The following is a 21,736-nucleotide window of genomic DNA, read 5'->3' as shown; positions in this document are numbered from 1 at the left end:
GTCAGGCGAGCCTCTTCAGACGCGCCTGGCGCACGGTCTCAGCGATCTGGCCTGGCTTGGCGACATGGCTCAGATGAACGATGAAGTCCGCGCTCGCCGCGGACGCGATCGTCACATCTCCGAGCCCGAGCATCCGCTGCAGGAAGCGTTGCGAAACTTCGACCGAGCGAATGTCGGCAAGCTCCATCTCCCGGCGAGTAGTCGCGAGCACCCCTCGGCGCTCGATTATCCGGTCCGAAGTCACGCTCCAATCCACCGAACGGTTTGCCACGAATCCGCTCACGAAAATTACGACTCCCAGCGCCATCAGCGCGAAGGCGATGCGCCACAGGTTGTGCTGAACATACAAAGTACGTCCGCCGAACGCGGTTACCAGCAAACCGACGATGAAGAAGTTGGCGCAGTACCATAGCGAAGGGCGGACTTTGAGGAGCGCGTACTCGCGTATCGCCGCCGGCTTCGGCGCGAACAACCGGGTGCCGCAGCGCGAGCAAAACATCGCGCCCTGGGCTGCCTCAAAACCGCACTGAGGGCATCGCATCGCGCCGCCCCGCCACCTCACCTCGCTCCATTCACTGTGCGATTATCGGGAGGCGGCCCGCAATCGTCAAATCGGCGGCGCGAGGTTACCCACCGCCACGCATCCGGGCGGACACTTTCGCTGAGCGGTTAGAAGCGGACATTTTTGCTGAACTAAGAGAGCCATTCGGAAACCTTTACTCGTCGATGACCCTCTGCTAGTTTGGGCGGCTAACAAAGGAAGATAGGGAAAAAGTAAGAGCTCCTGATGCCCCTTTCTGTCGCCCGCAAACGGGAAATAGTCCAAGCCAACGCTCGCACTGCCAACGACAGCGGATCGCCTGAGGTACAGGTCGCGCTGCTGTCGGCGCGCATCGAGCAGCTCACCTCGCATCTGAGCACGCACGCGAAAGATCATCATACGCGTCGCGGCCTGCTCAAGCTGGTAGGCCAGCGCCGTCGGCTGCTGGACTATCTGCGTTCCCGCGACTTTGCCCGTTACAAAGGGCTGATCGAAAAGCTCGGTATCCGGAGATAGGCCGCAATTCATTTACGGCCGCGTCGCTCCCCTTTGAGAGGGGCAGACGCGGGCCCGAGCCGGTCGCTCGACCGGTCCTCGGGCGCACCATCCGAGGTGCCCGGCGGATCAGAAAAATCCGCAGTCGTCCCGCGGCCCGGTTCCTCCCTCAGGTGTCACAACCATGTCTCGAAAACTCGAAATTGACCTCGCAGGGCGACGTTTGTCGCTCGAAACCGGTCGGCTCGCGAAGCAGGCTCACGGCTCGGTGCTCGCCCAGTATGGCGAAACGGTGGTACTCGCCACCGTTACCTCGGATTATGAAGCCCGCGACAAAGTCGATTTCCTGCCGCTGACCGTCGATTACGCTGAAAAGACTTTCGCGGCGGGAAAAATTCCCGGCGGATTTTTCAAGCGCGAGGGGCGCGCGTCGGAGAAGGAAATTCTCACCTCGCGGTTGATCGATCGGGCGCTGCGCCCCTTGTTCCCCAAGGGATACGATCGGGAGACACAGATCATCGTCAACGTTCTGTCCGCCGATCGGGACAACGATACCGAGGCGCTTTCGCTCATCGCGGCGTCGGCTGCCCTGCAGGTCTCCGACGTGCCGCACAATGGTCCGGTGGCGGCGCTTCGGATGGGTCGAATTGACGGCAAGATCGCGGTAAGCCCGACGATCGGAAACCTGGAAAACAGCGACATCTCGCTGATGGTCGCGGCCAAGCCGGACTCGATCGTGATGCTCGAAGGCGGTGCTGAAGTGGTCGACGAGGACACCGTGGTCGAGGCGCTGTTTACCGCACACGAGGCGATGCAACCCCTGTTCGAGATGCAGGAAGAGCTGCGCAACCTCGCGGGCAAGCCCAAGCGTGAATTCACCCAGAAGGCTCTGGACCCGGAGCTGCTGGTGGCGGTCAAGCAGCAGATCGGCGATGGCATCGAGCGGGCGCTCTCGATCGCGAGCAAGAAGGAGCGCAACACGGCGCTCTACTCGCTGACTGACCAGGCCGTTGCCCAGTTGGGCGAACGATTCGCCGAGCGCAGCGGCGAGCTGGCGGAGGCCTGTGACAAGCTGGTGCGCGAACGGGTCCGTTCCGAAATTCTGGACAAGGGCCGGCGCATCGATGATCGCAAGCCCACCGACATCCGCCCGCTGAGCGCAGAGGTGCAAGTGCTGCCGCGCACACATGGCTCGGCGGTGTTCAGTCGCGGCGAGACCCAGGTGCTGGCGACCGCAACCCTGGGTACCGGCTCGGACGAGCAGAAGATCGATGCGCTGCTCGGCGAGCGATTCAAGAAATTCATGCTGCACTACAACTTTCCCCCGTTTTCCACGGGAGAAGTCAAATTTCTGCGCGCTCCGTCGCGGCGCGAAATCGGTCATGGGGCATTGGCGGAGCGCGCGCTCACGCCGGTGCTGCCGGACGAGGCGGATTTTCCGTACACGATTCGGGTGGTCTCCGAGGTGCTTGAATCGAATGGCAGCTCCTCGATGGCCACCGTCTGCGGCGGAACCCTCGCACTGATGGATGCCGGCGTCCCGATCAAGGCGCCGGTCGCGGGAATCGCGATGGGACTGGTCAAGGAAGGGGACAAGGTCGCGGTCCTCACCGACATCCTTGGAGACGAAGACCATCTCGGCGACATGGACTTTAAAGTCGCCGGCACGGCTAGCGGCGTGACCGCCATCCAGATGGACAACAAGGCCGGCGGCATCACCCGCGAGATCCTGCGCCAGGCGCTCTACCAGGCGCGCGACGCCCGTCTGTTCATCTTGTCGGTGATGGAGAAAGCGCTCGCGACCCCGCGCAAGGACATCTCGGCTTACGCGCCGCGCATCGTGACCATTCACATCAAGCCCGACAAGATTCGCGAGGTGATCGGCCCGGGAGGCAAGGTGATTCGCGGTTTGGTCGAGGAAACCGGCGCCAAGATCGATATCGAGGACGACGGCACCGTGCTCATCGCGTCGGCGGATGGCCCCTCGCTGGAAAAGGCGATCGCAGCAATCCAGGCGATCTGTGCCGAGCCCGAGGTCGGCAAGATCTACCACGGCAAGGTGCGCAAGGTGGTCGAGTTCGGGGCGTTCGTTGAAATCATGCCGGGCACCGACGGCTTGCTCCACATCTCGCAGCTTTCTGAGGAGCGCGTGCGCCGCGTCGAGGACGTGGTACGTGAAGGCGACGAGGTCGACGTCAAGGTTCTGGACGTGGATCGCAGCGGCAAGATCCGGCTCTCGCTGCGCGAGGCGAAGCAGGACCTGGCGCGGGCCAAGTAGTCCGCGGCCAGCAGATCAGCCGATGATTTCCAGCTCCAGCCTAAGCAACGGCCTGCGGGTTCTGACCGAGTCCATGCCGCACGTCCTCTCGAGCACCATCGGAATCTGGGTGGAGAACGGCTCGCGCTACGAAGAACCTGCCGACAATGGTGTGAGCCACTTTATCGAGCACCTGTTGTTCAAGGGCACGCGCAAGCGCACCGCCGCGCAAATCGCCGAAGAGATGGACGCGGTCGGCGGCGTGCTGAACGCGTTTACCGGGAAGGAGTACACCTGCTACTACGCCAAGGTGCTGGGGCAGCATCTGCCGATGGCCACCGAACTGCTCGCCGACATTTTTTTGGAGTCGCTGTTTGCCCCGGAAGAAATCGATCGCGAGCGCCAGGTGGTCCTGCAGGAAATCTCCCAGGCCGAAGACACCCCGGACGATTTCATCCACGACCTATTTACGCTCAACTTCTGGCGCGGCCATCCGCTGGCGCTGCCGATTTTCGGTTCCGTCGCTACGGTAAACCGGATCGATCGCGACCTCCTGGTGTCATTCATGGGCGAGCGCTATCGCGCGGGTCGAATCTTCATCGCCGCAGCCGGACAGGTGGATCACAATCAACTGGTGCACGACTGCCAGCGCCTGTTCGGCGGAATTCCCGGCGATGGGCGAGTCGAGAAAATTGCGCCACCCGACGAAACGCCGATGGTGGTGAACCACGAGAAGCAGCTCGAGCAGATGCATATCTGCATCGGGGGTCCCGGCCTAAGCCAGGTCAGCGACCTGCGCTACACCAGCTACGTGCTTAACACCGCCTTGGGGGGCGGGATGTCGTCGCGCTTGTTCCAGGAAGTCCGCGAGAAGCGCGGCCGCGTCTACAGTATTTACTCATCGATGGCATCGTACGCGGACTGCGGCTACTCGCTCATCTACGCGGGGACCAATCCAGAGTGGCTCGACGAAGTTCTCGAAGTGACGCTCAAGGAGATCCGCAAGGTCGTGCGGGAGGGTCTCAGGCCCGAGGAATTGGCGCGCGCCAAGAGCCAGATCAAAGGCAACATGCTGCTCGGTCTGGAAGGGACCGAGAGCAGGATGAACCGGCTCGCGCGCAACGAGATTTACTTTGCGCGCGAGGTCCCGCTCGAAGAACTGGCCGATGGCATCGACAGCGTCACCGCAGATCAGATCGTCGAACTGGCGAATGCGCTGTTCGAACCCGGCAAGATGGCGATGGCCCTGCTCGGTGACCTAAAGGGCCGCCAGCTCGGCACCAGCGTTTTTTCCGAACTCGGCTAGCGTCTTCTGCGCCTTGGTCCGCATGAAGGGCAGGGCAACCGGGAGCGGGCATTTGTGGAATTCCAGCGCCGCTGCGCTCGCTTTGCTTCTAGCATTCCGCTTTGATCGGAGCTGCTGGAGCACTTCTCCCAAGCATGAGCGTAGTCATCAAATTCAGGCGTCTTCGCCAAAGCGCGCAGCTTCCCGTATATCAAACTCAGCATGCCGCCGGGATGGACCTGGCAGCCGACGTCAGCGGCACCGTTTTCGTCGCTCCCCACGAGCGGCGTGCGATTCCGACCGGCCTGACGATTGAAATTCCTCCCGGCTATGAGGGGCAGGTTCGACCTCGCAGCGGCCGGGCGATCAATGAAGGCCTCACCATGATCAACTCACCGGGAACTATCGACGCGGACTATCGTGGTGAGGTGAAGGTGCTGATCGTGAACCTGGGCGACCGCACGATTGAAATTCATCCGGGCGATCGCATCGCGCAACTCGTGATCGCGCCCGCGGTGCGGGCCGAGATCGAGGAAGTGCATGAACTCGCCGGAAGTGGCCGCGGACCGGGTGGTTTCGGGCACACCGGACGGTGAGCGAACTGAAAGAACGCGACCCTCTATCTAGGTGTTGGGCGATGGGCGATAATTCCGTGGTACTCAAACGATCTCGAGTCCCGGTGGCATTCAAGTCGGCCGATATCGATGCCGCTTTGATGGCGGTAAGCCCCATCGATGGGCGTTACCGCGCACGCACGCGTGTACTGGCGGAATATTTCAGTGAGTTCGCCCTGATCCGTTATCGCGTGAGGGTCGAAGTCGAATGGTACTTGACCCTCGCGGAAAATTCTCGATTCGACGCGCTGGCGCCGCTGCCGGCAGCAACGCAGAAAAAGTTGCGGGCAATCTACGAGAGCTTCTCACTCGACGATGCCCGCAAAGTCAAGGAGCTCGAGTCCGAGACCAACCACGACGTGAAAGCGGTTGAGTATTTCCTGAAAGAACGCGTGGCGATGGTGGACGGAAAACTGCCGATCGAGCTGGTACATTTCGGCTGTACCAGCGAGGACATCAACAATCTCGCCTACGCGCTCAGCCTGAAGGAATTCGCGCAGCGAGAGCTGATTCCGCAGATCGAGAAGATCGTTGCGCGTATTTCCGGCCTGGCCTATCGCTACCGCTCGCTTGCCATGCTCGCGCGAACCCACGGCCAGGAAGCCTCGCCGACCACTCTTGGCAAGGAACTCGCCATTTTTGCGGCGCGCCTCGATCGCCAGCTTGCCCAGCTCCGGCGCCAGGAATATCTGGGCAAATGCAACGGCGCGGTCGGCAATTTCAATGCTCATCACTTTGCTGCTCCCGAGGTCGATTGGCTCGCCCATTCGCGGAGATTCGTGGAGGGTCTGGCCCTGGTCTGGAACCCGCTGACCACGCAGATCGAAAGCCACGATTTTATGGCCGAGATGTTCGCGGTGGTTGAACGCATCGACACCATCCTGCTCGGTTTCTGCCGCGACATATGGGCGTATATCTCGATCGGCTACTTCAGCCAGAAGGCGGTCAAGGGCGAGACCGGCTCGTCGGTGATGCCACACAAGGTCAATCCGATTGATTTTGAGAACGCCGAGGGCAATTTCGGGACCGCATCAGCACTGCTGGGGCATCTGGCGGCGAAACTGCCCATTTCCCGCTGGCAGCGGGACTTGAGCGACTCCACCGCGCTGCGCGCGGTGGGGACCGCGTTCGGGCACGTGGTAGTCGCCCTGGCGGCACTCGAGCGAGGCCTGGGCCGCGTCGAGGTCAACGAGCCTCGAATCGCCGCGGATCTTGAGGATGAGGAGGCCTGGGAGGTGGTTGCGGAGGGTATTCAGACGCTGATGCGCGCCTATGGGCTGCCACGGCCGTATGAGACTCTGAAGGAGCTGACCCGTGGCCGGAGAGTCGACCGTCGCGCGATCCAGGAATTTATCGAGGCTTTGCCGCTTGAAAACCGCGCTCGCGAAGCGCTCCGGAAGCTCTCGCCGCGCAGCTACGGAGGCCTCGCGGCGGCATTGGTTGAACGTTACGCGCCCAAATCGGGAGGGTGATAGAGAGATTCACGCACCCCGGTTCGACGCGCGTTGTGAATAGAAAAACCCTGTTGTGGATAGTCGTCCGGACGGTTTCGTTGTCGGCCTAGCGGCAGTCAGATAGTTGAAAGCAAACGGAGATAAAAGTGCAATCTGCTCCTCAAAAACGTGAAATGTTCTACGAGGGCAAGGCCAAGAAGCTCTACACGACGTCGGACCCGGACCTCGTGATCCAGTACTTCAAGGACGATGCGACCGCGTTCAACGCCAAAAAGCGCGGGACCATCGAAGACAAGGGTGTGATGAACAACCGGATGTCGGAATTGTTCTTCACTCTGCTGGAACGCGCCGGGGTCAGGACCCATTTTGTCCGCCGCCTGGACGATCGCGAGATGCTGTGCAAGCGCCTCGATATCGTTCCGGTCGAAACCGTGGTGCGGAATATCGTCGCGGGCTCGATGGCGAAGCGGCTCGGCCGCGAGGAGGGCGCGCCGCTCAAGCAGCCGGTGGTCGAGTACTACTACAAGTCCGACCCGCTAGATGATCCGCTGATTTACCCCGAACACGCGATCGAATTCGGGTGGGCGACTGCGCCCGAGATCGAGCAAATCAAGTCACTGGCACTTAAGGTCAATGAAATCCTCAAGCGCTTCCTCGATGAGCGCGGCGTACTATTGGTCGATTTCAAGCTGGAGTTCGGTCGCCACAAGGGCGAGATCCTGCTGGGCGACGAGATCTGTCCCGACACCTGCCGCTTCTGGGACAAGCAGACGCGCCAAAAGCTGGACAAAGACCGGTTTCGCCGCGATCTGGGTGGCGTGGAGGAGGCTTACCACGAGATGCTGCGCAGGGTGGAGAGCTGAGTGTCGCGGTTCCGGCGCGCGGAGCAGATGAGTCCCGATGTTTGAGATAGCGCACCGCTCCTCCGGGCGTTTCCCGCCGGACGCGGGGAGGAGGGTCCGCGCTTGCAGGTGAAAGTCTTCGTTACCCCGCGCAGGGGAATCCTCGACCCGCAGGGCCGCGCAGTCGAGCATGCGCTGAAGAGCCTTGGCTTCAAGAGCGTTGCCGGCGTCAAGATCGGCAAGTACATCGTGCTTGAGATCGGCGCCCAATCGACTGCCGAGGCGCGTGACCAGGCACACCAGATGTGCGAGCGGTTGCTCGCCAATCCGCTCATCGAGGACTACACGTTCGAGGTCGAAGGCGAATGAAATGGGGGGTAGTCAGGTTCCCCGGTTCGCTGGACGACAACGACGCGCTCTGGGCGCTGCGGGAGGTGATGGGCCAGGAAGCATCGCTGCTGTGGCATAAAGACACCTCCCTTCAAGGTGTGGAATGCGTGCTATTGCCGGGGGGCTTCAGCTACGGCGATTATCTCCGCTGCGGCGCGATCGCACGGTTTTCCCCGATAATGGACAGCGTCGCCAAATTCGCCGCCGAGGGCGGATTGGTCGTTGGCACCTGCAACGGCTTCCAGGTGCTGTGCGAGGCTCATCTGCTGCCGGGTGCGCTGACGCGAAATCGCACCCTGTCGTTCATCTGCGAGCCTGTACATGTGCGCGTCGAAAACGCGCAGACCCCGTTTACCTGCGCGCTGCGCCAGGGCGAGGTGCTCAAGTTGCCGATCAAGCACGGCGAGGGACTTTACGTGGCGCCGGCAGCCGAACTTCGCCAGATGGAAGAGCGCGGGCAGGTGCTGCTACGCTACGTGGACGCCGCCGGACAGCAGAGCGACGCGGCAAACCCCAACGGTTCGCTGCACGCGATTGCGGGCGTGGCCAACGAACGATTCAATGTGTTCGGCCTCATGCCGCATCCGGAACACGCGGTCGAGGCGCTGCTCGGCGGTGAGGACGGCCTCAAGATTTTCCGCTCGATTATCGAGAGCGCGCGATGATTCCGGTTTCACTGCCCGGTGAGCCGCGCGTGGATAGCGAGCAAGCTCGCGTGCACGGCCTCACCCCGGACGAATTTCAGAAGATCGAAACAATCCTCGGCCGCATGCCCACCTACACCGAGCTCGGCGTGTTCTCGGTAATGTGGTCGGAACACTGCTCCTACAAGTCCTCGCGCAAGCACCTGCGCACGCTGCCGAGCCGGAGCGAACTGGTGGTCCAGGGTCCCGGCGAAAACGCCGGCGCCATCGATGTCGGCGACGGCTGGGTCGCGGCCTTCAAGATCGAAAGCCACAACCATCCGTCTTTCGTCGAGCCGTACCAGGGCGCGGCCACCGGCGTCGGCGGAATTCTGCGCGACATTTTCACGATGGGCGCGCGGCCGATCGCCTCGATGAACTCCCTCAAGTTCGGATCTTTCGACCATCCGCGCACCAGCTATCTGCTGGGCGGCGTGGTCGGCGGAATCGGCGGCTACGGCAATTGCGTTGGGGTGCCGACGGTGGCGGGCGAGGTGATGTTCGACCCATCCTACAACGGAAACATCCTCGTCAATGCGTTCTGTCTCGGACTCGCGCGCCGCGGCGAGCTGCTGAGCGCGCGCGCGAGCGGGGTGGGCAACCCGGTTCTCTACGTCGGCTCCGCCACCGGGCGCGACGGAATTCACGGCGCATCGCTGCTCGCATCGGCGGAGTTCGATGCGCAAAGCGAGTCCAAGCGCCCCACCGTCCAGGTCGGCGATCCGTTTACCGAGAAGCTGCTGATCGAGGCATGCCTCGAGGCAGCCAAGAGCGGCGCGATCGTCGCGATCCAGGACATGGGCGCGGCGGGTCTGACCTCCTCTTCGAGCGAGATGGCGGCGCGGGGAGGGCTGGGAGTCGAGCTCGACCTGGACCGGGTTCCGCTGCGCGAGCCAAATCTGACGCCGTACGAAATTCTCCTGTCGGAGTCGCAGGAGCGTATGCTGATCGTTGCCAAGCGCGGGCGCGAAGCAGAACTGCAGGCGATCTTCGAGCGCTGGGATCTTCACGCGGTGGTGATTGGCGAGGTTATCGGCGAGCGCCGGTGGCGCGCGCGCTGGCGTGGTCAGCTGGTCGCCGACCTTCCGGTCGGTGTACTGGCCGAAGAAGCGCCCGCTTACGAGCGCCCGATGAAACCGGTTGTGCCCTCCCGCGTTGGTGGGCGCGTGACCACTCGCGTTCCAGCGCCCTCTGCGGCACTTAAAGCGTTACTTGAGAATCCCAACGTAGCCTCGAAGCGCTGGGTGTTTCGCCAGTACGACTCGCTCGTGCAGGGTAATACCGTCTCGGGACCCGGGTTAAGCGACGCCGCCGTGCTGCGGCTCAAGCACAGCCGGCGTGCGATCGCGCTTACGGTGGACTCCAATCCTCGTGCGTGCGCTCTCGACCCCTATCTGGGCGCCGTTGCCACCGTCGTGGAAGCCGCGCGCAATGTGGCTTGCGCGGGTGCGCGGCCGGTGGGCATAACCAACTGCCTCAACTACGGAAATCCGGAGCGGCCGGAGATAATGTGGCAATTCGCCGAGGGTGTGCGCGGTTTGGGCGATGCGGCCCGCTCGCTTAGTGCCCCAGTAGTGAGTGGCAACGTCAGCTTCTACAACGAGACCGAAGGGCGCGCTATTCCTCCCACCCCCACCATCGCGGTACTCGGCGTGATGGCGGACGTGAGCCGGCGGGTCACGGCTTGCTTCCAGCAGGCCGGCGATTCGATTCTGCTGCTCAGAACCAATCGGCCTCGGCTGGCTGGTAGCGAATACGCCGCGATGTTCGGCAGCGCCGATGACGCGCTGGCGCCGATCGACCTGGGACGCGAGGCCGCGCTGGTGGACGGGCTGGTTGCTGCCGCTGAACGCGGCTTGATAAAATCAGCCCACGATGTAGCGGAGGGCGGGCTGGTGGTAGCGCTGGCCGAGGGCTGCTTTAATCCGGGCGGCGTGGTGGGTGCGGAAGCGGACTTCGCGGCGCGGGACCTTACCTCGACAGCAGAATTGTTCGGAGAGGGCGCCTCAACGGTAGTAATATCGTCATCGGTTAAAGACGTGGGACAGCTCGAGCAAATCTTCTCCAGCCGGGGAATTGAGTGCCATTCGCTGGGACGGGTAACGGCCGAAGCGCGGCTTCGGCTGGTGCCGGTGGTGGACGAAGATGTGCGCGAACTGGAGCGTCGCTATGAAGAAGCGCTGCCGAAGAGGCTCGCCGTCAATGACTGAAGTCGATGTGCTGAGCGTCGAGGAATCGAACCTCGACGCCTTCCACGAGGAGTGCGGGGTATTCGGGGTGTACGGCCATCCGGAGGCCGCCAACCTGGCATACCTCGGCCTTTACGCGCTGCAACATCGCGGACAGGAATCCGCGGGCATCGTCTCCTCCAACGGCAAGGCGTTGATTGCGCATCGCGGGATGGGACTGGTCGCGGATATCTTCAACAGCGATATCATCGGGCGCCTGGAGGGGACCAGCGCGATCGGACACAATCGCTACTCAACAACCGGTTCCACCTCCATCAAGAATTGTCAGCCGCTGGTAGTCGAGTACAAGCGCGGTGGACTGGCGGTAGGGCACAACGGCAACTTGGTCAACTTCCAGGAGCTGCGCGAACGGCTCGAAGCCAATGGCTCGATCTTCCAATCTTCCTCGGACAGCGAGGTCATCATCCATCTGATCGCTTCCTCGCATGCGCCAACGCTGGTTGCCCAGGTGAGCGAAGCGCTCGCGCAGCTGCGCGGCGCATACTCGCTGGTCGTGCTTACCGAGTCTTGCCTGATAGCAGTCCGTGATCCACACGGCTTCCGACCGTTGGTGCTTGGCAATCTCAACGGTGCCTCGATCGTTGCGTCGGAGACCTGCGCGCTCGACCTGGTCCGCGCCGAATACATTCGCGAGGTCGACCCGGGCGAGATGCTGGTGATCGACGAAAATGGAGTTCGATCGATAAAACCCTTCCCGCCCGCGCCGCCGAAGCGATGCGTGTTCGAATACGTGTACTTCGCACGACCCGACAGCCTGCTGTATGGACGCAACGTCTACCAGGTGCGAAAGACACAAGGCCGCGCGCTAGCGCGGGAGTGCCCTGCCGAGGCCGATATCGTGGTTCCGGTCCCGGACGCAGGAAACGCGGCGGCACTTGGGTTCGCAGAAGAATCCGGCCTGCCCTTTGAAATGGGTTTGGTGCGCAGCCACTACGTGGGCCGCACTTTCATCGAGCCGCGCCAGTCGATTCGGCATTTCGGCGTCAAAATCAAATTTAACCCGGTGGCCGAGTTGCTGCGCAACAAGCGCATCGTGTTGATCGAAGATTCGATAGTGAGAGGGACCACGCTACGCAAGGTCATACCGATGCTGCGGGAGGCGGGTGCGCGCGAAGTACACATGCGAATCGCCGCGCCTCCCACTACCCATTCGTGTTTCTATGGGATCGACACGCCGACTCGCGAGGAACTGCTTGCCGCATCGCATTCGGTCGAGGAAATTCGTCGGTACATCGGAGCCGACTCGCTGGGCTATCTGAGCTGGGAAGGGCTCTATTCGTTCATCAATAGCGGGCGCGAGGAGTTCTGCGACGCGTGCTTCACGGGCAATTACCCGGTGGAGATCCCGCGCCGCCACGAGCCTCACCAACTCCACCTTTTTGATGCCAAGGAGCGTGAAGCCGAGCGGATCTCCTCGATCGTGGAGCGCTAAAACCCGCTTGCGCTATCGACTCCCGCAGGCTCAAACCCGGACCGGATGTCCGTTCCAGGGCGTTTCTTGCGCGTTCAGACGCCCCGGTGGGGAAGGATCCAGCGAGCGTCTACAGAGTTTCAGGTTCGCTCCCGGCTTCGTTGAGGATGGCGGTTTGCGTTCGACGGCTGCCGCGGGCGCGGCAGGTGATTGAACGCTGGCGGCTGCGTTACTTCAGAAAGGGATCCGCCGGTCCCCGACTTCACATCGACGAGTCCGCGATCGTTTGCATGAACTCGTCTATGGGGCGATGGGTTATCAAGATGCAGACGAAGTCACCGCGCGGATATTTGCTGATGCAAATCGAGTAGCCTTTGTACACGTAGTAGGAGTGCTCGTGGGTTTCGTGTATCGGGCCCCCGGGAAACGTCCCCTGAAAGTGCTCGTAGACGCACAGAATACCGCCCTTGTCGCCGCGGTAGAATGTGTACGCAGCCAGGTCGCCGCTAGGCAACGTCTCGAGCCGGCCGCCCGCCAGTTGAAATCCCGAGGGACCGAAGTTCCATAAGTAGCCGGGCATCTTGTGCCCGAGATAGGCGTCCGAAATGTCAGCGGGGCTTCCCGAGGGCACGTTGGGCTCGAACTTTTTCTCAAAACTCTGGAGGTGGCGGACCCCTCCATCGAACAGCGGAACTGAATCAGTTGAAAATGCTTCTTCCAACGCCTGATCCAGCTGCACGGCCGGATGTCTGGGTGGCGAGAACGTGCTCAGCGTGGTCAATCCGATTACCAGCAGAGCCGCGATGGCGCCGGGCACCCATATGCGGGGACGCAACCACTTCGATCGCGAAGCACCTCGGACCGCCGGGCTCGGCTCAGGGAAGGATTCGCTCGCCTGTTCACGATCCAGTGCCAGGCGAATACGTTCGCGAACCTGGGTGGGTGTTTTGAGTGCGCCGAGATGCTCGTGCAGGGTCTGCTTGAGCGCGCGCTCTTCTTTTAAGCGCTCGCGGCAGGCTGCGCATCCGGCGACATGCTCCTCGGCGGCCCGGAGTTCGTCCTCACTCAACTCGCCGTCGGCGTGCGCCGAAAGGAACTGCTCTATGTAAGTGCCGCAATCCACCCGATTAGCTTCTGACCGATTCCCCTCTAATAGTCAGCGCCGGGACGCTGAGCTCCCACAGAGCGGCATCGTCTCGGAGTTAGGCCTGCGATCCATTGGAGTCAAGACCGGATTATTCCCCTATCTTTGGCATAAGACTGCAGGGCCTGGCGCATTAGCGTACGTCCGCGCGATACCCGCGACTTGATGGTGCCTACCGGCACTTCCAGCACTTGCGAGGCTTCCCGGTAGCTGAGTTCCTGGACATCGATGAGCAACAAGGCCGAGCGAAATTCGTCCGGCATCGAGTTGAAGGCGCTTTCCACTTCGCGATCCATCGATCGTGCGGAAACTGCGGTTTCGGGATTCCCCTCCTGGCGCTGGTCCGAAAGACTGGCCGCCTCTAGCCGATGATCGAAGTCGCTGGTTGCCGATGCTGGCTGTTCGCGCGATGTGCGGCGGTAGCCATTGCGGAAGTTGTTGAACAAAATGGTAAGCAACCAGGCGCGGCAATTGGTCCCCGGTTGAAAGTGATCGAAGAAACGCCATGCGCGCAGCACGGTCTCTTGCAACAAGTCGTTCGCATCGTCGGCGTTGTGCACCAACCGCACCGCCATCGCATACACGGTGTCGAGATGCGGAAGCGCCTCCGCCTCGAACAGCTCGCGTTTCTCCGCGCCGGTCGCACGCTTGGCCGCCATAATGGGAGTTCAAAACCATAGCATCCGTCACAGATAAAATCTCGCATTCGCTGAGAAAGTTCCCAAAAAGCCGAATGTTTCCAATCCAACTTAAGCGTGGCGCCGTAGGTTCCAGCGGAGCCGACCCGTCGATTTGGAGGAACCGGGAATAACTTGATGGGGAACGCAGTTTAGACACCCAAGGTATGGGATGTATAGTACTCTTCGCGCAGCCGGAATTTCGGCTTAAGCCGCGAGACCTGAACCCATCAGGAACTTGGATGACACTCGAAAAGGAGACTGGACGATGAGCAAGATCAGACTAACGGGAGCCGTTCTCGCGACCGCGGTTGCATTGCTGTTTGCGGGGACGGTCGCAAATGCGGCCGGCGATTCCAGTGGCGCTCCTCAGATTAAATGCCTGGGAGGAAACTCCTGCAAGGGCCAGAGTGCGTGCAAAACCGTGTCCAGCAGTTGCCAAGGGCAGAACGCCTGCAAGGGCAAGGGTTTCGTAATGACCGCGAGCAGCAAGGAGTGTCAGGCAGACGGAGGTAAGCCGGAGAAGTCTTCGACGAACTGAGTTCCTTCGTCCGCACTAACATCGGGCGGCATCTTCATTCATGAAGCGCTCTGCGTTTCCGTTTCTTGGTTTTGGGGTTGGTCTACGCCGGCAGCACTACGCCCATATCCTGGAGCGGCGTCCGGCGATGGACTGGTTTGAGGTAATTTCCGAAAATTTCATGGTCGCCGGCGGCCGTCCGCTGGAGGTGCTTGCGGCGGTGCGCGACCGCGCCCCGCTTGTCCTGCACGGCGTCTCGCTTTCCATTGGGACCACCGATCCCCTCAACCGAAAGTACCTCGCTGATTTGCGCGCCCTGGCGAGGCGATTCGAGCCCGCCTGGATTTCAGACCATCTCTGCTGGACCGGAGTCGCGGGACACAATCTCCATGATTTGCTTCCGTTGCCTTACACGGCGGAGGTGGTTCGCCACGTGTCGCAGCGAATCCGGGAAGTGCAGGATTTTCTGGAACGCCCGATACTGCTGGAAAACGTTTCCAGCTACCTGACGTTCCGTGATTCGACTCTGAGTGAATGGGAGTTTCTGCGCGCGGTCACCGAGCAGGCCGACTGCGGCATTCTGCTCGACATCAACAATATTTTCGTCAACGCCTTCAATCATCGTTTCAGCGCCGAACTATACCTCGACGCGATTCCCGTCGAGCGGGTCGTGCAGTTTCATCTGGCCGGGCATAGCGATCATGGTACTCACTTGCTCGATACTCACGACCAGCCCGTGCGCGAGGAAGTGTGGGCACTATATCAGCGCGCGGTGCGGCGGTTTGGAGCAGTATCCACACTGATCGAATGGGACGACAACATTCCCGAGTTCAGTGTGCTCGCCGACACTGCGGAACGCGCGCGCCGTATCTGTGAAGCCACCGTCACGGCGGACATGACTGGCGATGAGTTTTCAGCTCAAAGACCTGCAGAATCTCCTGTATCGGCTTATCACCGCGCCTAGCGGCGTAGCCGAAGGACTTGGTGCCGAACACGCGCTGCCCGCGGGCAGGCTGGGGCCGCTCGTCGACGGTGACGAGCGCTTGTCCGCCGAGGCTCGGGTCGACGTTTACGCCGACATGTACTTCTACCGCTTGCTGGAAGTACTCAAGGAGGATTACCCGGCGACCTTGGCGGTGCTGGGTGAAGCCAACTTCCATAATTTAATCACCGCCTATCTCATCGAACATCGGCCCAGCGAGCCATCGGTGCGGGGGGCGGGAAAATTTCTGGCCAATTTTCTGCGCGGGCATCCGTTACGCGCGGAGGCGCCGTTTGTTGCGGACCTCGCAATGCTGGAGCGCGCGATCACCGACGTCTTTTGCGCTGCGGACGCGTGCTTGCTCGAAGCAGCGGAGATGAACGCGCTCCAGCCGGAGCTCTGGGGTGCGGTTAAGATGCGCAGAATCCCGGCCAGTGCGGTTTTGCGCGCGCAATGGCGGGTTGCTGAGGTTGTGCGGGCGGTCGAGGAGAAACGTGGTTGGAAGTCGCCCGGGCGCGAGCGCAATCGGATATTGGTGTCGCGTCGAAATTCGCGAGTGTTCTATCGCGAAATCGGTTCCAACGAAGCTGCCGCGCTCGCGATTCTTGGGCGTACGACCAAGTTCGCCAAGGTCTGTGAGGTTCTCGCCGGGGGTCTTTCGCCGGATCAGGCCCCGCAGGCAATCCGTGACACCCTTGCGCGCTGGCTGGCCGAGGGACTCATCACTCGGGCTGCCAGGGGGAAGCGGGACCAGCCACGCTCGTCATCTTGAGCCGGCCGCAATAAACTCATTCGGCTGCATGCATCACGGTTCGAGCGTCTATTGCCCAGGGCAATGGCATGCAACGCTTGGTCCGGAATCAAGGAGCGAGGGCGAGGTTGTCAGGCGGGGTGGCCCGGGAAGTGTCTGGTTGCCAGCGCCTTCCATCCCCGAAACCATAGCGTCATCGAGAGTGTGCCGATCCCGACCGAGAACGGGTAGGCATAGGTCGGATGGTCCATCACCATCGGGAGTAAGGCCACTGCAAGGCCCGGCGGAACGTGAAGATCTAAAACCCGCAGCACCGCGATTCCTGCCGCCATGGCCAGCACGGCCGTCAGCGGATTGCCGCCCACGAGTTTGAAAAGAATCAATCCCGCAGCTGCGGTGAGAAAACATGCCACGGGTAGAACCAGGAGGCGTGCCGCCCACGGGCATATTTCAGGATGTCCGAACATTTCGAATCCGATGACGACCAGCGGCGGAAACAAAATGAAACGAAGGTTTGTCAGCTCAACCGCGGCGGTCGCCGCCGCGACGAAAGCGATGAGCGGGAGCAAATCGCGGTAGTTATGCGGCGAACGTTCGAGTGCGTCTTCGGTGCGGTCGGCGAGCCGGCTTGTATAGTGGTCCCGCTCCCAATAGCGACGCCACACACTTGCCAGCGCGGCGAGGAGAATTGTCCCGAACAGAATCGCCGGAGGGTACCACCAGCTCTTTACACCCAGCACCAGAGGTAGCAGTCCTGCCGAGATGGACGGCGCGATCGGAGACTTCAGCGCGACGATCAGGAGCATCGAAGTGCACACCACCGTCAGCACGGAAAGCATTCCATATGGCAGCGTGCGCGTTATCGCGATTCCGATCGCTCCGGCCAGCGGCGGAGTGATAGCAAGCAGAACCGGCGCTCTGGCCCAGGTGCCGCGCGGTCGGGTGAAAACATCGTGCGAGAGGGCACCGAGCTCGGGGAACAGTACGTAGAATGCTCCGGTTGCGGACGCGATCCATGCGATAACCCCGATGTAGATCAGGGCGATCGCCTCTGCTGCAAGTCGCCCACCCCCAGCAAGGCCAGCCTCGCCCGCAGGAAGCGACTGGGGTTTGCTTGCGATCTCAGCTCCACACACAGGCCGTACAATAGCAGGCAGGGGCTGCAAACGTGATTGAAGTAGGGCGCTCCACAAGTCTTCGGCGCGATGTGGTAGCGATGTCTTGGATCGAAAGGCCCTCAGGGGGACTTCGATGAGGCGTGGATTCCTACCGTTTCTGAAGAGCAGGCGGCAGGCTCGCCGAAATCTATTCCGAAATCCGCAAGACCTTTCCGACGGTACCCAACCTGATGAAGGCATTCAGCCAGCGCCCCGAAGCTGCTGAGCCGAATGAGGAGAGGCTTCGTCCCCGGAAGGCGAGGCGCTGACTGAGGTGGCGGCCAAGGTACGCACCTGAGGCGCAAGAGGGTGACCGCCCGCCTGCCAAGGCGATGATCCTTGAGTTGCCATGGTGCTATTCTCAACCGCACGCTGACTGGCAACGGCCAATGGCATTCGGCAGATCAATCATCACGTCCGGGGGCGAACCTCGGGTCGAGCAGGTCAGCAGCCGGCACGCACTCGAAGAATTTGCGCGGTTGCCATACCAGGTCTACGCGGGACGCCCTGCCTGGTGGCCGCCGGATGTTCAGAACGAAATCGATTTCCTCACGCGGCGCACTCCGGTCGCACCCTATCTAGACATTGCCGGGTTCTGCGCGTGGCGCGGGGAGCAGATGGTGGCGCGAGTGAGCGCGGTGGTAAACCGCCGCTACAACGATCACTGGAACGAACGGCTCGGACACCTGATTCATTTCGAGGCGCTGGAAGAAGAGAACCAGGCGACCGTAGCCATGCTTCGCGCGGCGATGGAATGGCTGCGTACGCGCGGGATGGTGGCGGTGCGCAGCGGATTTGCCGCCTTTCTCGACTACCCCTACGCAATCGACAACTACGAGCGCCTACCCTCATTCCTGCTGCGGGGCAATCCTGCCTACTACCACTGCTATCTCAAGGAAGCTGGCTTCGAGGTCGAGAAGGGCCAAGTCGATTACACCGCTCCGCTCGATAGCGCGATGCAGTCGCGCTACCGGAACATTGTCGACGCAACGCTGGCTCGCGGGGTGAGCATCAAAAGCTGGCGGCAATACGGCTTTCTCGCCGCCATCGACGCCTGGACCGAAGTAACCAACGCCGCATTCGTGCGCCATTGGGGATGGAACCCGGTGACCCGTGCGGAGGTACGTCCGATGCTGGTTTCGCTGGGCGACACCGCGGTCGCGGACTTATCGATCATTGCCGAAGTCCAAGGTGAGGTGATCGGAGCGGTTTTCTCGGTGCCCGACTGGAGCACCATGCTCGCGCGTATCAACCATGGGGTCACGCTCGACCCCGACCGTGGTGGCGGTACCCGCGGCGCCCTCATCAATATCGGGGTGACGGAAAGCGCACGAGGCCACGGGATTGCTCTGACCATGGCCGCACGATCGTTTCTTACCATGGCGCAACAAGGTATGCGCTACGCGGGCTACACGCTGGTGCTCGACGACAACTGGGCATCGCGCCGCACCGCAGAGAGCCTCGGTGCTCGCGTAACCGACAATTTCGTGACCTACCGGCACAATTTCTGAGCGCGCTGAAGCTCACCAAAAAGCGGACCTCATCGACCTCGCTCACGGCGGTCGAATTTTTACTCGGGAGTCCCGCGGCTTTGGCTCAGCGGCACATGTTCGCGAAGCGCCGCGATCCAGGAGATTTATTTCCTCGACGATGAGTCCCGGTCACGAGAGTTGGACGTTGCGACTGCTGCGCTTGGCGATGACCAGTTAACTCTTCGAGGACAATTTGGCCAACCGTTCCTAGGCCGTCTGCCACTGCCGTTCGAATTGCCCGAGGGGCATCCTGGCGGGGGTTTCGTCAATCGGCTCTCCGTGACTAATGAACTGCGAGCGGCAGGTCGCCCAAAGCCCCAGGACCGCCTAGCCCTCTCATTTCCGCGCGGATCCCAAGCATCGATAGAGACACGTCAGAAGTCTCGGCAACATAGGCAGGGGGCGAAAACGCAGTTGCAAGTACGGGGTCGTTCCTCGAGCGAAAACGAGTGATGCCGAATTGCGACTCTGATTTTTTTGGATTGAGGGAGGCGAGTTGAGTTTTGATCGCATCCTGAAAGGGCGTGTTGCTCGCGAGGATTTCTTCGGTGGAGTCGACCAGGACCAGGCCGACAACTTGGTCGGAATAGTCATGCGCGAAGAGGTGAACCAGCGCTCCGCCATACGAATGTCCCACCATCACGAAGGGGCCGGGACTCCTGCCCTCGAGAGCAGGGGGTGAAGTTCTTTTACCCGCTGCGACATGCTTAAGGGCAAGCGCGCCGGTTCGCTCCATCCGAATCCTGCTCGATCATGGGTGCACACACGCGTGAATTCTGCGACACCATCCTGCACCGGAAACCACAGATACGAAAGCACCCGGCACGGGAACCCCACCACCAGCGCAGTCGCGAGCAATCGCGAAGACCTTGCACTGGCTCGGTCCTGGTAGCCGCGCTGACGCCATCGTCTTAGTGTCCGGCGAACCGCTCCGCCCGCAGGCGACCTGTGACCTCTCCGGGCGGAGGTTTTTTCGCGCGGTCCTCGACTGTGGCAAAAGCCTCCGTGCTAAGGCGAGTCTCGTCCCGCCACGGTTGCGCGCAAGCACGAGTTGCCTTTGCGGGTAGCTTTGTGTATGCATCCCGCAGACAAAATGCCCTCTCTAACATTCGATAGGTGCCAAACATGCCTAAGGTAGGGAGCCGCCTTGCGGCCGTGATGACGTTCTCGTTGCTTGCGCTCGGGCTATCCACGCGTCCCGCCCTCTGCGTAAGTCCGGGTGACACTATCACGCAGGCCAATGCCGCCAGTATCCAATCGCTGGTGAGTCCGGGCACCTACTATGCAGTAACGCGCGGCATGGAGATGCATATCGTGGCACCGGGGCGAATCGAATGGCCACCACCCTACAGAGACGCCACGGAGAAATATTCCGGTCAGGTTCGCCTTTCCGCCGACCATCGAACCATCGAGGGTTACGTCGCCGGGCAGCCGTTCCCGCTCCTCGACCCCAACGATGCGGACGTTGCCACCAAAATCATGTGGAACTCTGCGTTTCGTCCTATCGCGACGGACGATTACGACCTGCGCTTCTTCGAATGCCAGGTCGTGAACTTCAATCCCGGACACCCCCAGGTTCAGCTTCTCAATTCCTTGATCGGCCACGTCGCGGGTTACTCGGAAATTGGGCGCACCGAGGTCGAGCCGCTCCCCACCGATCCCGATTTCAAGGTCTCGGGCATATGGCTGCGCTCGGCCGCTTATCCGATTATCCAGCCGGCGAACGAACGCGGGGCCGGTGGTCTGCGCTTCCGTTACTGGGATCCAATGCGGGCCGATGACGCGTGGGCATACCTTCCGGAGGTTCGCCGCGTGCGGCGCGTCAACGAGGTCATCATGTCGTCGTCGCCCGGGCTCAACACCTGGGATGCGGACCATGCCGGCGGCTTCGGGGCGAAGCTCCAAGAGTACAATTTCAAGTTCGTCGGCGAGCGCGACATGCTCGGATGCGTGAACGCCGCCAAATCCCCGGCTCAGCCTTGCCCCAGCGACGGGGGCGCGACTGCGTGTCCCGACAATTGGGAAATGCGGCACGAATATATCGTGGAAGTAACCCCGCGTCCCGAGCGCATCACCGGTGTGCTGCAATCCAAAACCGTCGTCTACATTGACGGGGAGGGCTGGTTCAATCCGTACGTCGACAGCTACGACCGCAAGGGCGAGCTCTGGAAGACGCAGATTTACCTGCTGACCTACCGCGACCGGCCGGTTCCCGACGCCAAGGTCGCAGTCTATCCATTTAAACGTCAGTTCGTAGTGGCGGCATCGAGCATCGATGTGCAGTCGGGTCTGGTGACTACCTGTTATCTTCCGAGTCCGAACTCGCCGGAGCGCGAATGCTGGTATATCAACATGGGCGCGGTTGACCGGGAATTCTTTACCACCGAGGCCATGGCCCGTGCGGGGCACTGAACTAGCGCTGAGTGCTTCGGGTTGGGGGAACCTTAAAGACCCTGCGGGCGGGGTCATTTAGGTCCCGCCCGCATGGTCTACTTGCCGATTCAGGGCGGGAAATTTTCGCGGCGGACGTACGAATTCTCAGCCATCGAGCACGATCGCCACGTCCTGCCCGCGCGCGAAAAGGCAATCGGAATCAATAAGTCTTTCCAGCGCGCGAGTCTTGGCGGACGGTTCAGTTTCCCAGCGCAGAGAGGGGTCTAGGCGTTCTTCCCGATTCCCGGTTCGCACCGCCGACGACTCCGACCATCGCCTCTACTTTATCGCCAACGCGTTGGGCGGCGAGCCGACCCCA

19 protein-coding genes are annotated in these 21,736 nt (G+C 61.5%); 14 read left to right on the top strand and 5 right to left on the bottom strand.

Going from position 1 to position 21,736, the window contains the following annotated elements; genetic code table 11:
* Position 1: 1 nt before the first annotated feature.
* Positions 2-541, bottom strand: a complete 540-nt coding sequence (locus VGI36_02300) for a PH domain-containing protein (GenBank protein ID HEY2483945.1) — start codon at positions 539-541, stop codon at positions 2-4.
* Between the two features lie 246 nt (positions 542-787).
* On the opposite strand from VGI36_02300, the gene rpsO reads away from it, so the two are divergent.
* The 10 genes from rpsO to purF all read left to right on the top strand — a co-directional run bounded on the left by rpsO (position 788) and on the right by purF (position 12,242).
* Positions 788-1,057, top strand: coding sequence for a 30S ribosomal protein S15 (rpsO, locus tag VGI36_02295; GenBank protein HEY2483944.1), 270 nt, complete (start codon positions 788-790; stop codon positions 1,055-1,057).
* Between the two features lie 163 nt (positions 1,058-1,220).
* Positions 1,221-3,314, top strand: a complete 2,094-nt coding sequence (locus VGI36_02290; GenBank protein ID HEY2483943.1) for a polyribonucleotide nucleotidyltransferase — start codon at positions 1,221-1,223, stop codon at positions 3,312-3,314.
* A 22-nt stretch (positions 3,315-3,336) separates the two neighbouring features.
* Positions 3,337-4,599 carry a pitrilysin family protein gene (locus tag VGI36_02285; protein HEY2483942.1) on the top strand — a complete coding sequence of 421 codons (1,263 nt, stop codon included), beginning with the start codon at positions 3,337-3,339 and terminating at the stop codon, positions 4,597-4,599.
* 134 nt (positions 4,600-4,733) lie between these two features.
* Complete coding sequence (gene dut, locus VGI36_02280; protein HEY2483941.1) at positions 4,734-5,174, top strand: dUTP diphosphatase; 441 nt, start codon at positions 4,734-4,736, stop codon at positions 5,172-5,174.
* Between the two features lie 41 nt (positions 5,175-5,215).
* Positions 5,216-6,664, top strand: coding sequence for an adenylosuccinate lyase (gene purB / locus VGI36_02275; protein HEY2483940.1), 1,449 nt, complete (start codon positions 5,216-5,218; stop codon positions 6,662-6,664).
* A 128-nt stretch (positions 6,665-6,792) separates the two neighbouring features.
* Entirely contained in the window at positions 6,793-7,509 is a 717-nt protein-coding gene (gene purC / locus VGI36_02270) for a phosphoribosylaminoimidazolesuccinocarboxamide synthase (GenBank protein HEY2483939.1), read from the top strand.
* A gap of 108 nt (positions 7,510-7,617) precedes the next feature.
* Positions 7,618-7,857 carry a phosphoribosylformylglycinamidine synthase subunit PurS gene (gene purS / locus VGI36_02265; GenBank protein ID HEY2483938.1) on the top strand — a complete coding sequence of 80 codons (240 nt, stop codon included), beginning with the start codon at positions 7,618-7,620 and terminating at the stop codon, positions 7,855-7,857.
* Positions 7,854-8,543, top strand: coding sequence for a phosphoribosylformylglycinamidine synthase subunit PurQ (gene purQ, locus VGI36_02260; protein HEY2483937.1), 690 nt, complete (start codon positions 7,854-7,856; stop codon positions 8,541-8,543). The genes purS and purQ overlap by 4 nt, the downstream gene beginning before the upstream one ends.
* On the top strand, positions 8,540-10,771 hold the full coding sequence (gene purL, locus VGI36_02255) for a phosphoribosylformylglycinamidine synthase subunit PurL (GenBank protein HEY2483936.1): 2,232 nt from the start codon (positions 8,540-8,542) through the stop codon (positions 10,769-10,771). Before purQ ends, purL begins: the two co-directional genes overlap by 4 nt.
* Entirely contained in the window at positions 10,764-12,242 is a 1,479-nt protein-coding gene (gene purF, locus VGI36_02250; GenBank protein HEY2483935.1) for an amidophosphoribosyltransferase, read from the top strand. Before purL ends, purF begins: the two co-directional genes overlap by 8 nt.
* Positions 12,243-12,483: 241 nt before the next feature.
* Here purF and VGI36_02245 read toward each other — a convergent pair whose 3' ends face one another.
* Positions 12,484-13,344: a zf-HC2 domain-containing protein gene (locus tag VGI36_02245; GenBank protein ID HEY2483934.1), complete on the bottom strand. Its 861-nt coding sequence runs from the start codon at positions 13,342-13,344 to the stop codon at positions 12,484-12,486.
* Positions 13,345-13,445: 101 nt separating this feature from the next.
* Positions 13,446-14,024 carry a sigma-70 family RNA polymerase sigma factor gene (locus tag VGI36_02240; GenBank protein HEY2483933.1) on the bottom strand — a complete coding sequence of 193 codons (579 nt, stop codon included), beginning with the start codon at positions 14,022-14,024 and terminating at the stop codon, positions 13,446-13,448.
* Positions 14,025-14,623: 599 nt separating this feature from the next.
* Here VGI36_02240 and VGI36_02235 point away from each other — a divergent pair.
* A complete protein-coding gene (locus VGI36_02235) occupies positions 14,624-15,526 on the top strand; it encodes a DUF692 domain-containing protein (GenBank protein HEY2483932.1) in 903 nt (300 codons plus the stop codon).
* Entirely contained in the window at positions 15,468-16,316 is an 849-nt protein-coding gene (locus VGI36_02230) for a DNA-binding domain-containing protein (GenBank protein ID HEY2483931.1), read from the top strand. Before VGI36_02235 ends, VGI36_02230 begins: the two co-directional genes overlap by 59 nt.
* Positions 16,317-16,426: 110 nt before the next feature.
* On the opposite strand, the gene VGI36_02225 is transcribed toward VGI36_02230, so the two are convergent.
* Complete coding sequence (locus VGI36_02225) at positions 16,427-17,431, bottom strand: HPP family protein (GenBank protein ID HEY2483930.1); 1,005 nt, start codon at positions 17,429-17,431, stop codon at positions 16,427-16,429.
* A 410-nt stretch (positions 17,432-17,841) separates the two neighbouring features.
* Between VGI36_02225 and VGI36_02220 the strand changes: the two genes are divergently transcribed.
* Positions 17,842-18,963: a GNAT family N-acetyltransferase gene (locus tag VGI36_02220; protein ID HEY2483929.1), complete on the top strand. Its 1,122-nt coding sequence runs from the start codon at positions 17,842-17,844 to the stop codon at positions 18,961-18,963.
* 304 nt (positions 18,964-19,267) lie between these two features.
* Here the strand turns inward: VGI36_02220 and VGI36_02215 are convergent, their stop codons facing one another.
* A complete protein-coding gene (locus VGI36_02215; GenBank protein HEY2483928.1) occupies positions 19,268-19,720 on the bottom strand; it encodes an alpha/beta fold hydrolase in 453 nt (150 codons plus the stop codon).
* Positions 19,721-20,109: 389 nt separating this feature from the next.
* Between VGI36_02215 and VGI36_02210 the strand changes: the two genes are divergently transcribed.
* A complete protein-coding gene (locus tag VGI36_02210) occupies positions 20,110-21,396 on the top strand; it encodes a DUF1329 domain-containing protein (GenBank protein ID HEY2483927.1) in 1,287 nt (428 codons plus the stop codon).
* Positions 21,397-21,736 lie beyond the last annotated feature (340 nt).

It is taken from the genome of Candidatus Binataceae bacterium (genome assembly GCA_036495685.1).
GTDB lineage: Bacteria > Desulfobacterota > Binatia > Binatales > Binataceae > JAFAHS01.
Note: the sequence above shows the minus strand (reverse complement) of the source record. Positions and strands in the feature narration are given on the sequence as shown.

What these genes read in the sequence shown, in the direction of transcription:
- VGI36_02300 (HEY2483945.1), bottom strand. Translation starts at nt 541, where the DNA reads ATGCGATGCCCTCAGTGCGGTTTTGAGGCAGCCCAGGGCGCGATGTTT.
- rpsO (HEY2483944.1), top strand. Translation starts at nt 788, where the DNA reads ATGCCCCTTTCTGTCGCCCGCAAACGGGAAATAGTCCAAGCCAACGCT.
- VGI36_02290 (HEY2483943.1), top strand. Translation starts at nt 1,221, where the DNA reads ATGTCTCGAAAACTCGAAATTGACCTCGCAGGGCGACGTTTGTCGCTC.
- VGI36_02285 (HEY2483942.1), top strand. Translation starts at nt 3,337, where the DNA reads ATGATTTCCAGCTCCAGCCTAAGCAACGGCCTGCGGGTTCTGACCGAG.
- dut (HEY2483941.1), top strand. Translation starts at nt 4,734, where the DNA reads ATGAGCGTAGTCATCAAATTCAGGCGTCTTCGCCAAAGCGCGCAGCTT.
- purB (HEY2483940.1), top strand. Translation starts at nt 5,216, where the DNA reads ATGGGCGATAATTCCGTGGTACTCAAACGATCTCGAGTCCCGGTGGCA.
- purQ (HEY2483937.1), top strand. Translation starts at nt 7,854, where the DNA reads ATGAAATGGGGGGTAGTCAGGTTCCCCGGTTCGCTGGACGACAACGAC.
- purL (HEY2483936.1), top strand. Translation starts at nt 8,540, where the DNA reads ATGATTCCGGTTTCACTGCCCGGTGAGCCGCGCGTGGATAGCGAGCAA.
- purF (HEY2483935.1), top strand. Translation starts at nt 10,764, where the DNA reads ATGACTGAAGTCGATGTGCTGAGCGTCGAGGAATCGAACCTCGACGCC.
- VGI36_02240 (HEY2483933.1), bottom strand. Translation starts at nt 14,024, where the DNA reads ATGGCGGCCAAGCGTGCGACCGGCGCGGAGAAACGCGAGCTGTTCGAG.
- VGI36_02235 (HEY2483932.1), top strand. Translation starts at nt 14,624, where the DNA reads ATGAAGCGCTCTGCGTTTCCGTTTCTTGGTTTTGGGGTTGGTCTACGC.
- VGI36_02230 (HEY2483931.1), top strand. Translation starts at nt 15,468, where the DNA reads ATGAGTTTTCAGCTCAAAGACCTGCAGAATCTCCTGTATCGGCTTATC.
- VGI36_02220 (HEY2483929.1), top strand. Translation starts at nt 17,842, where the DNA reads ATGGCATTCGGCAGATCAATCATCACGTCCGGGGGCGAACCTCGGGTC.
- VGI36_02215 (HEY2483928.1), bottom strand. Translation starts at nt 19,720, where the DNA reads ATGGAGCGAACCGGCGCGCTTGCCCTTAAGCATGTCGCAGCGGGTAAA.
- VGI36_02210 (HEY2483927.1), top strand. Translation starts at nt 20,110, where the DNA reads ATGCCTAAGGTAGGGAGCCGCCTTGCGGCCGTGATGACGTTCTCGTTG.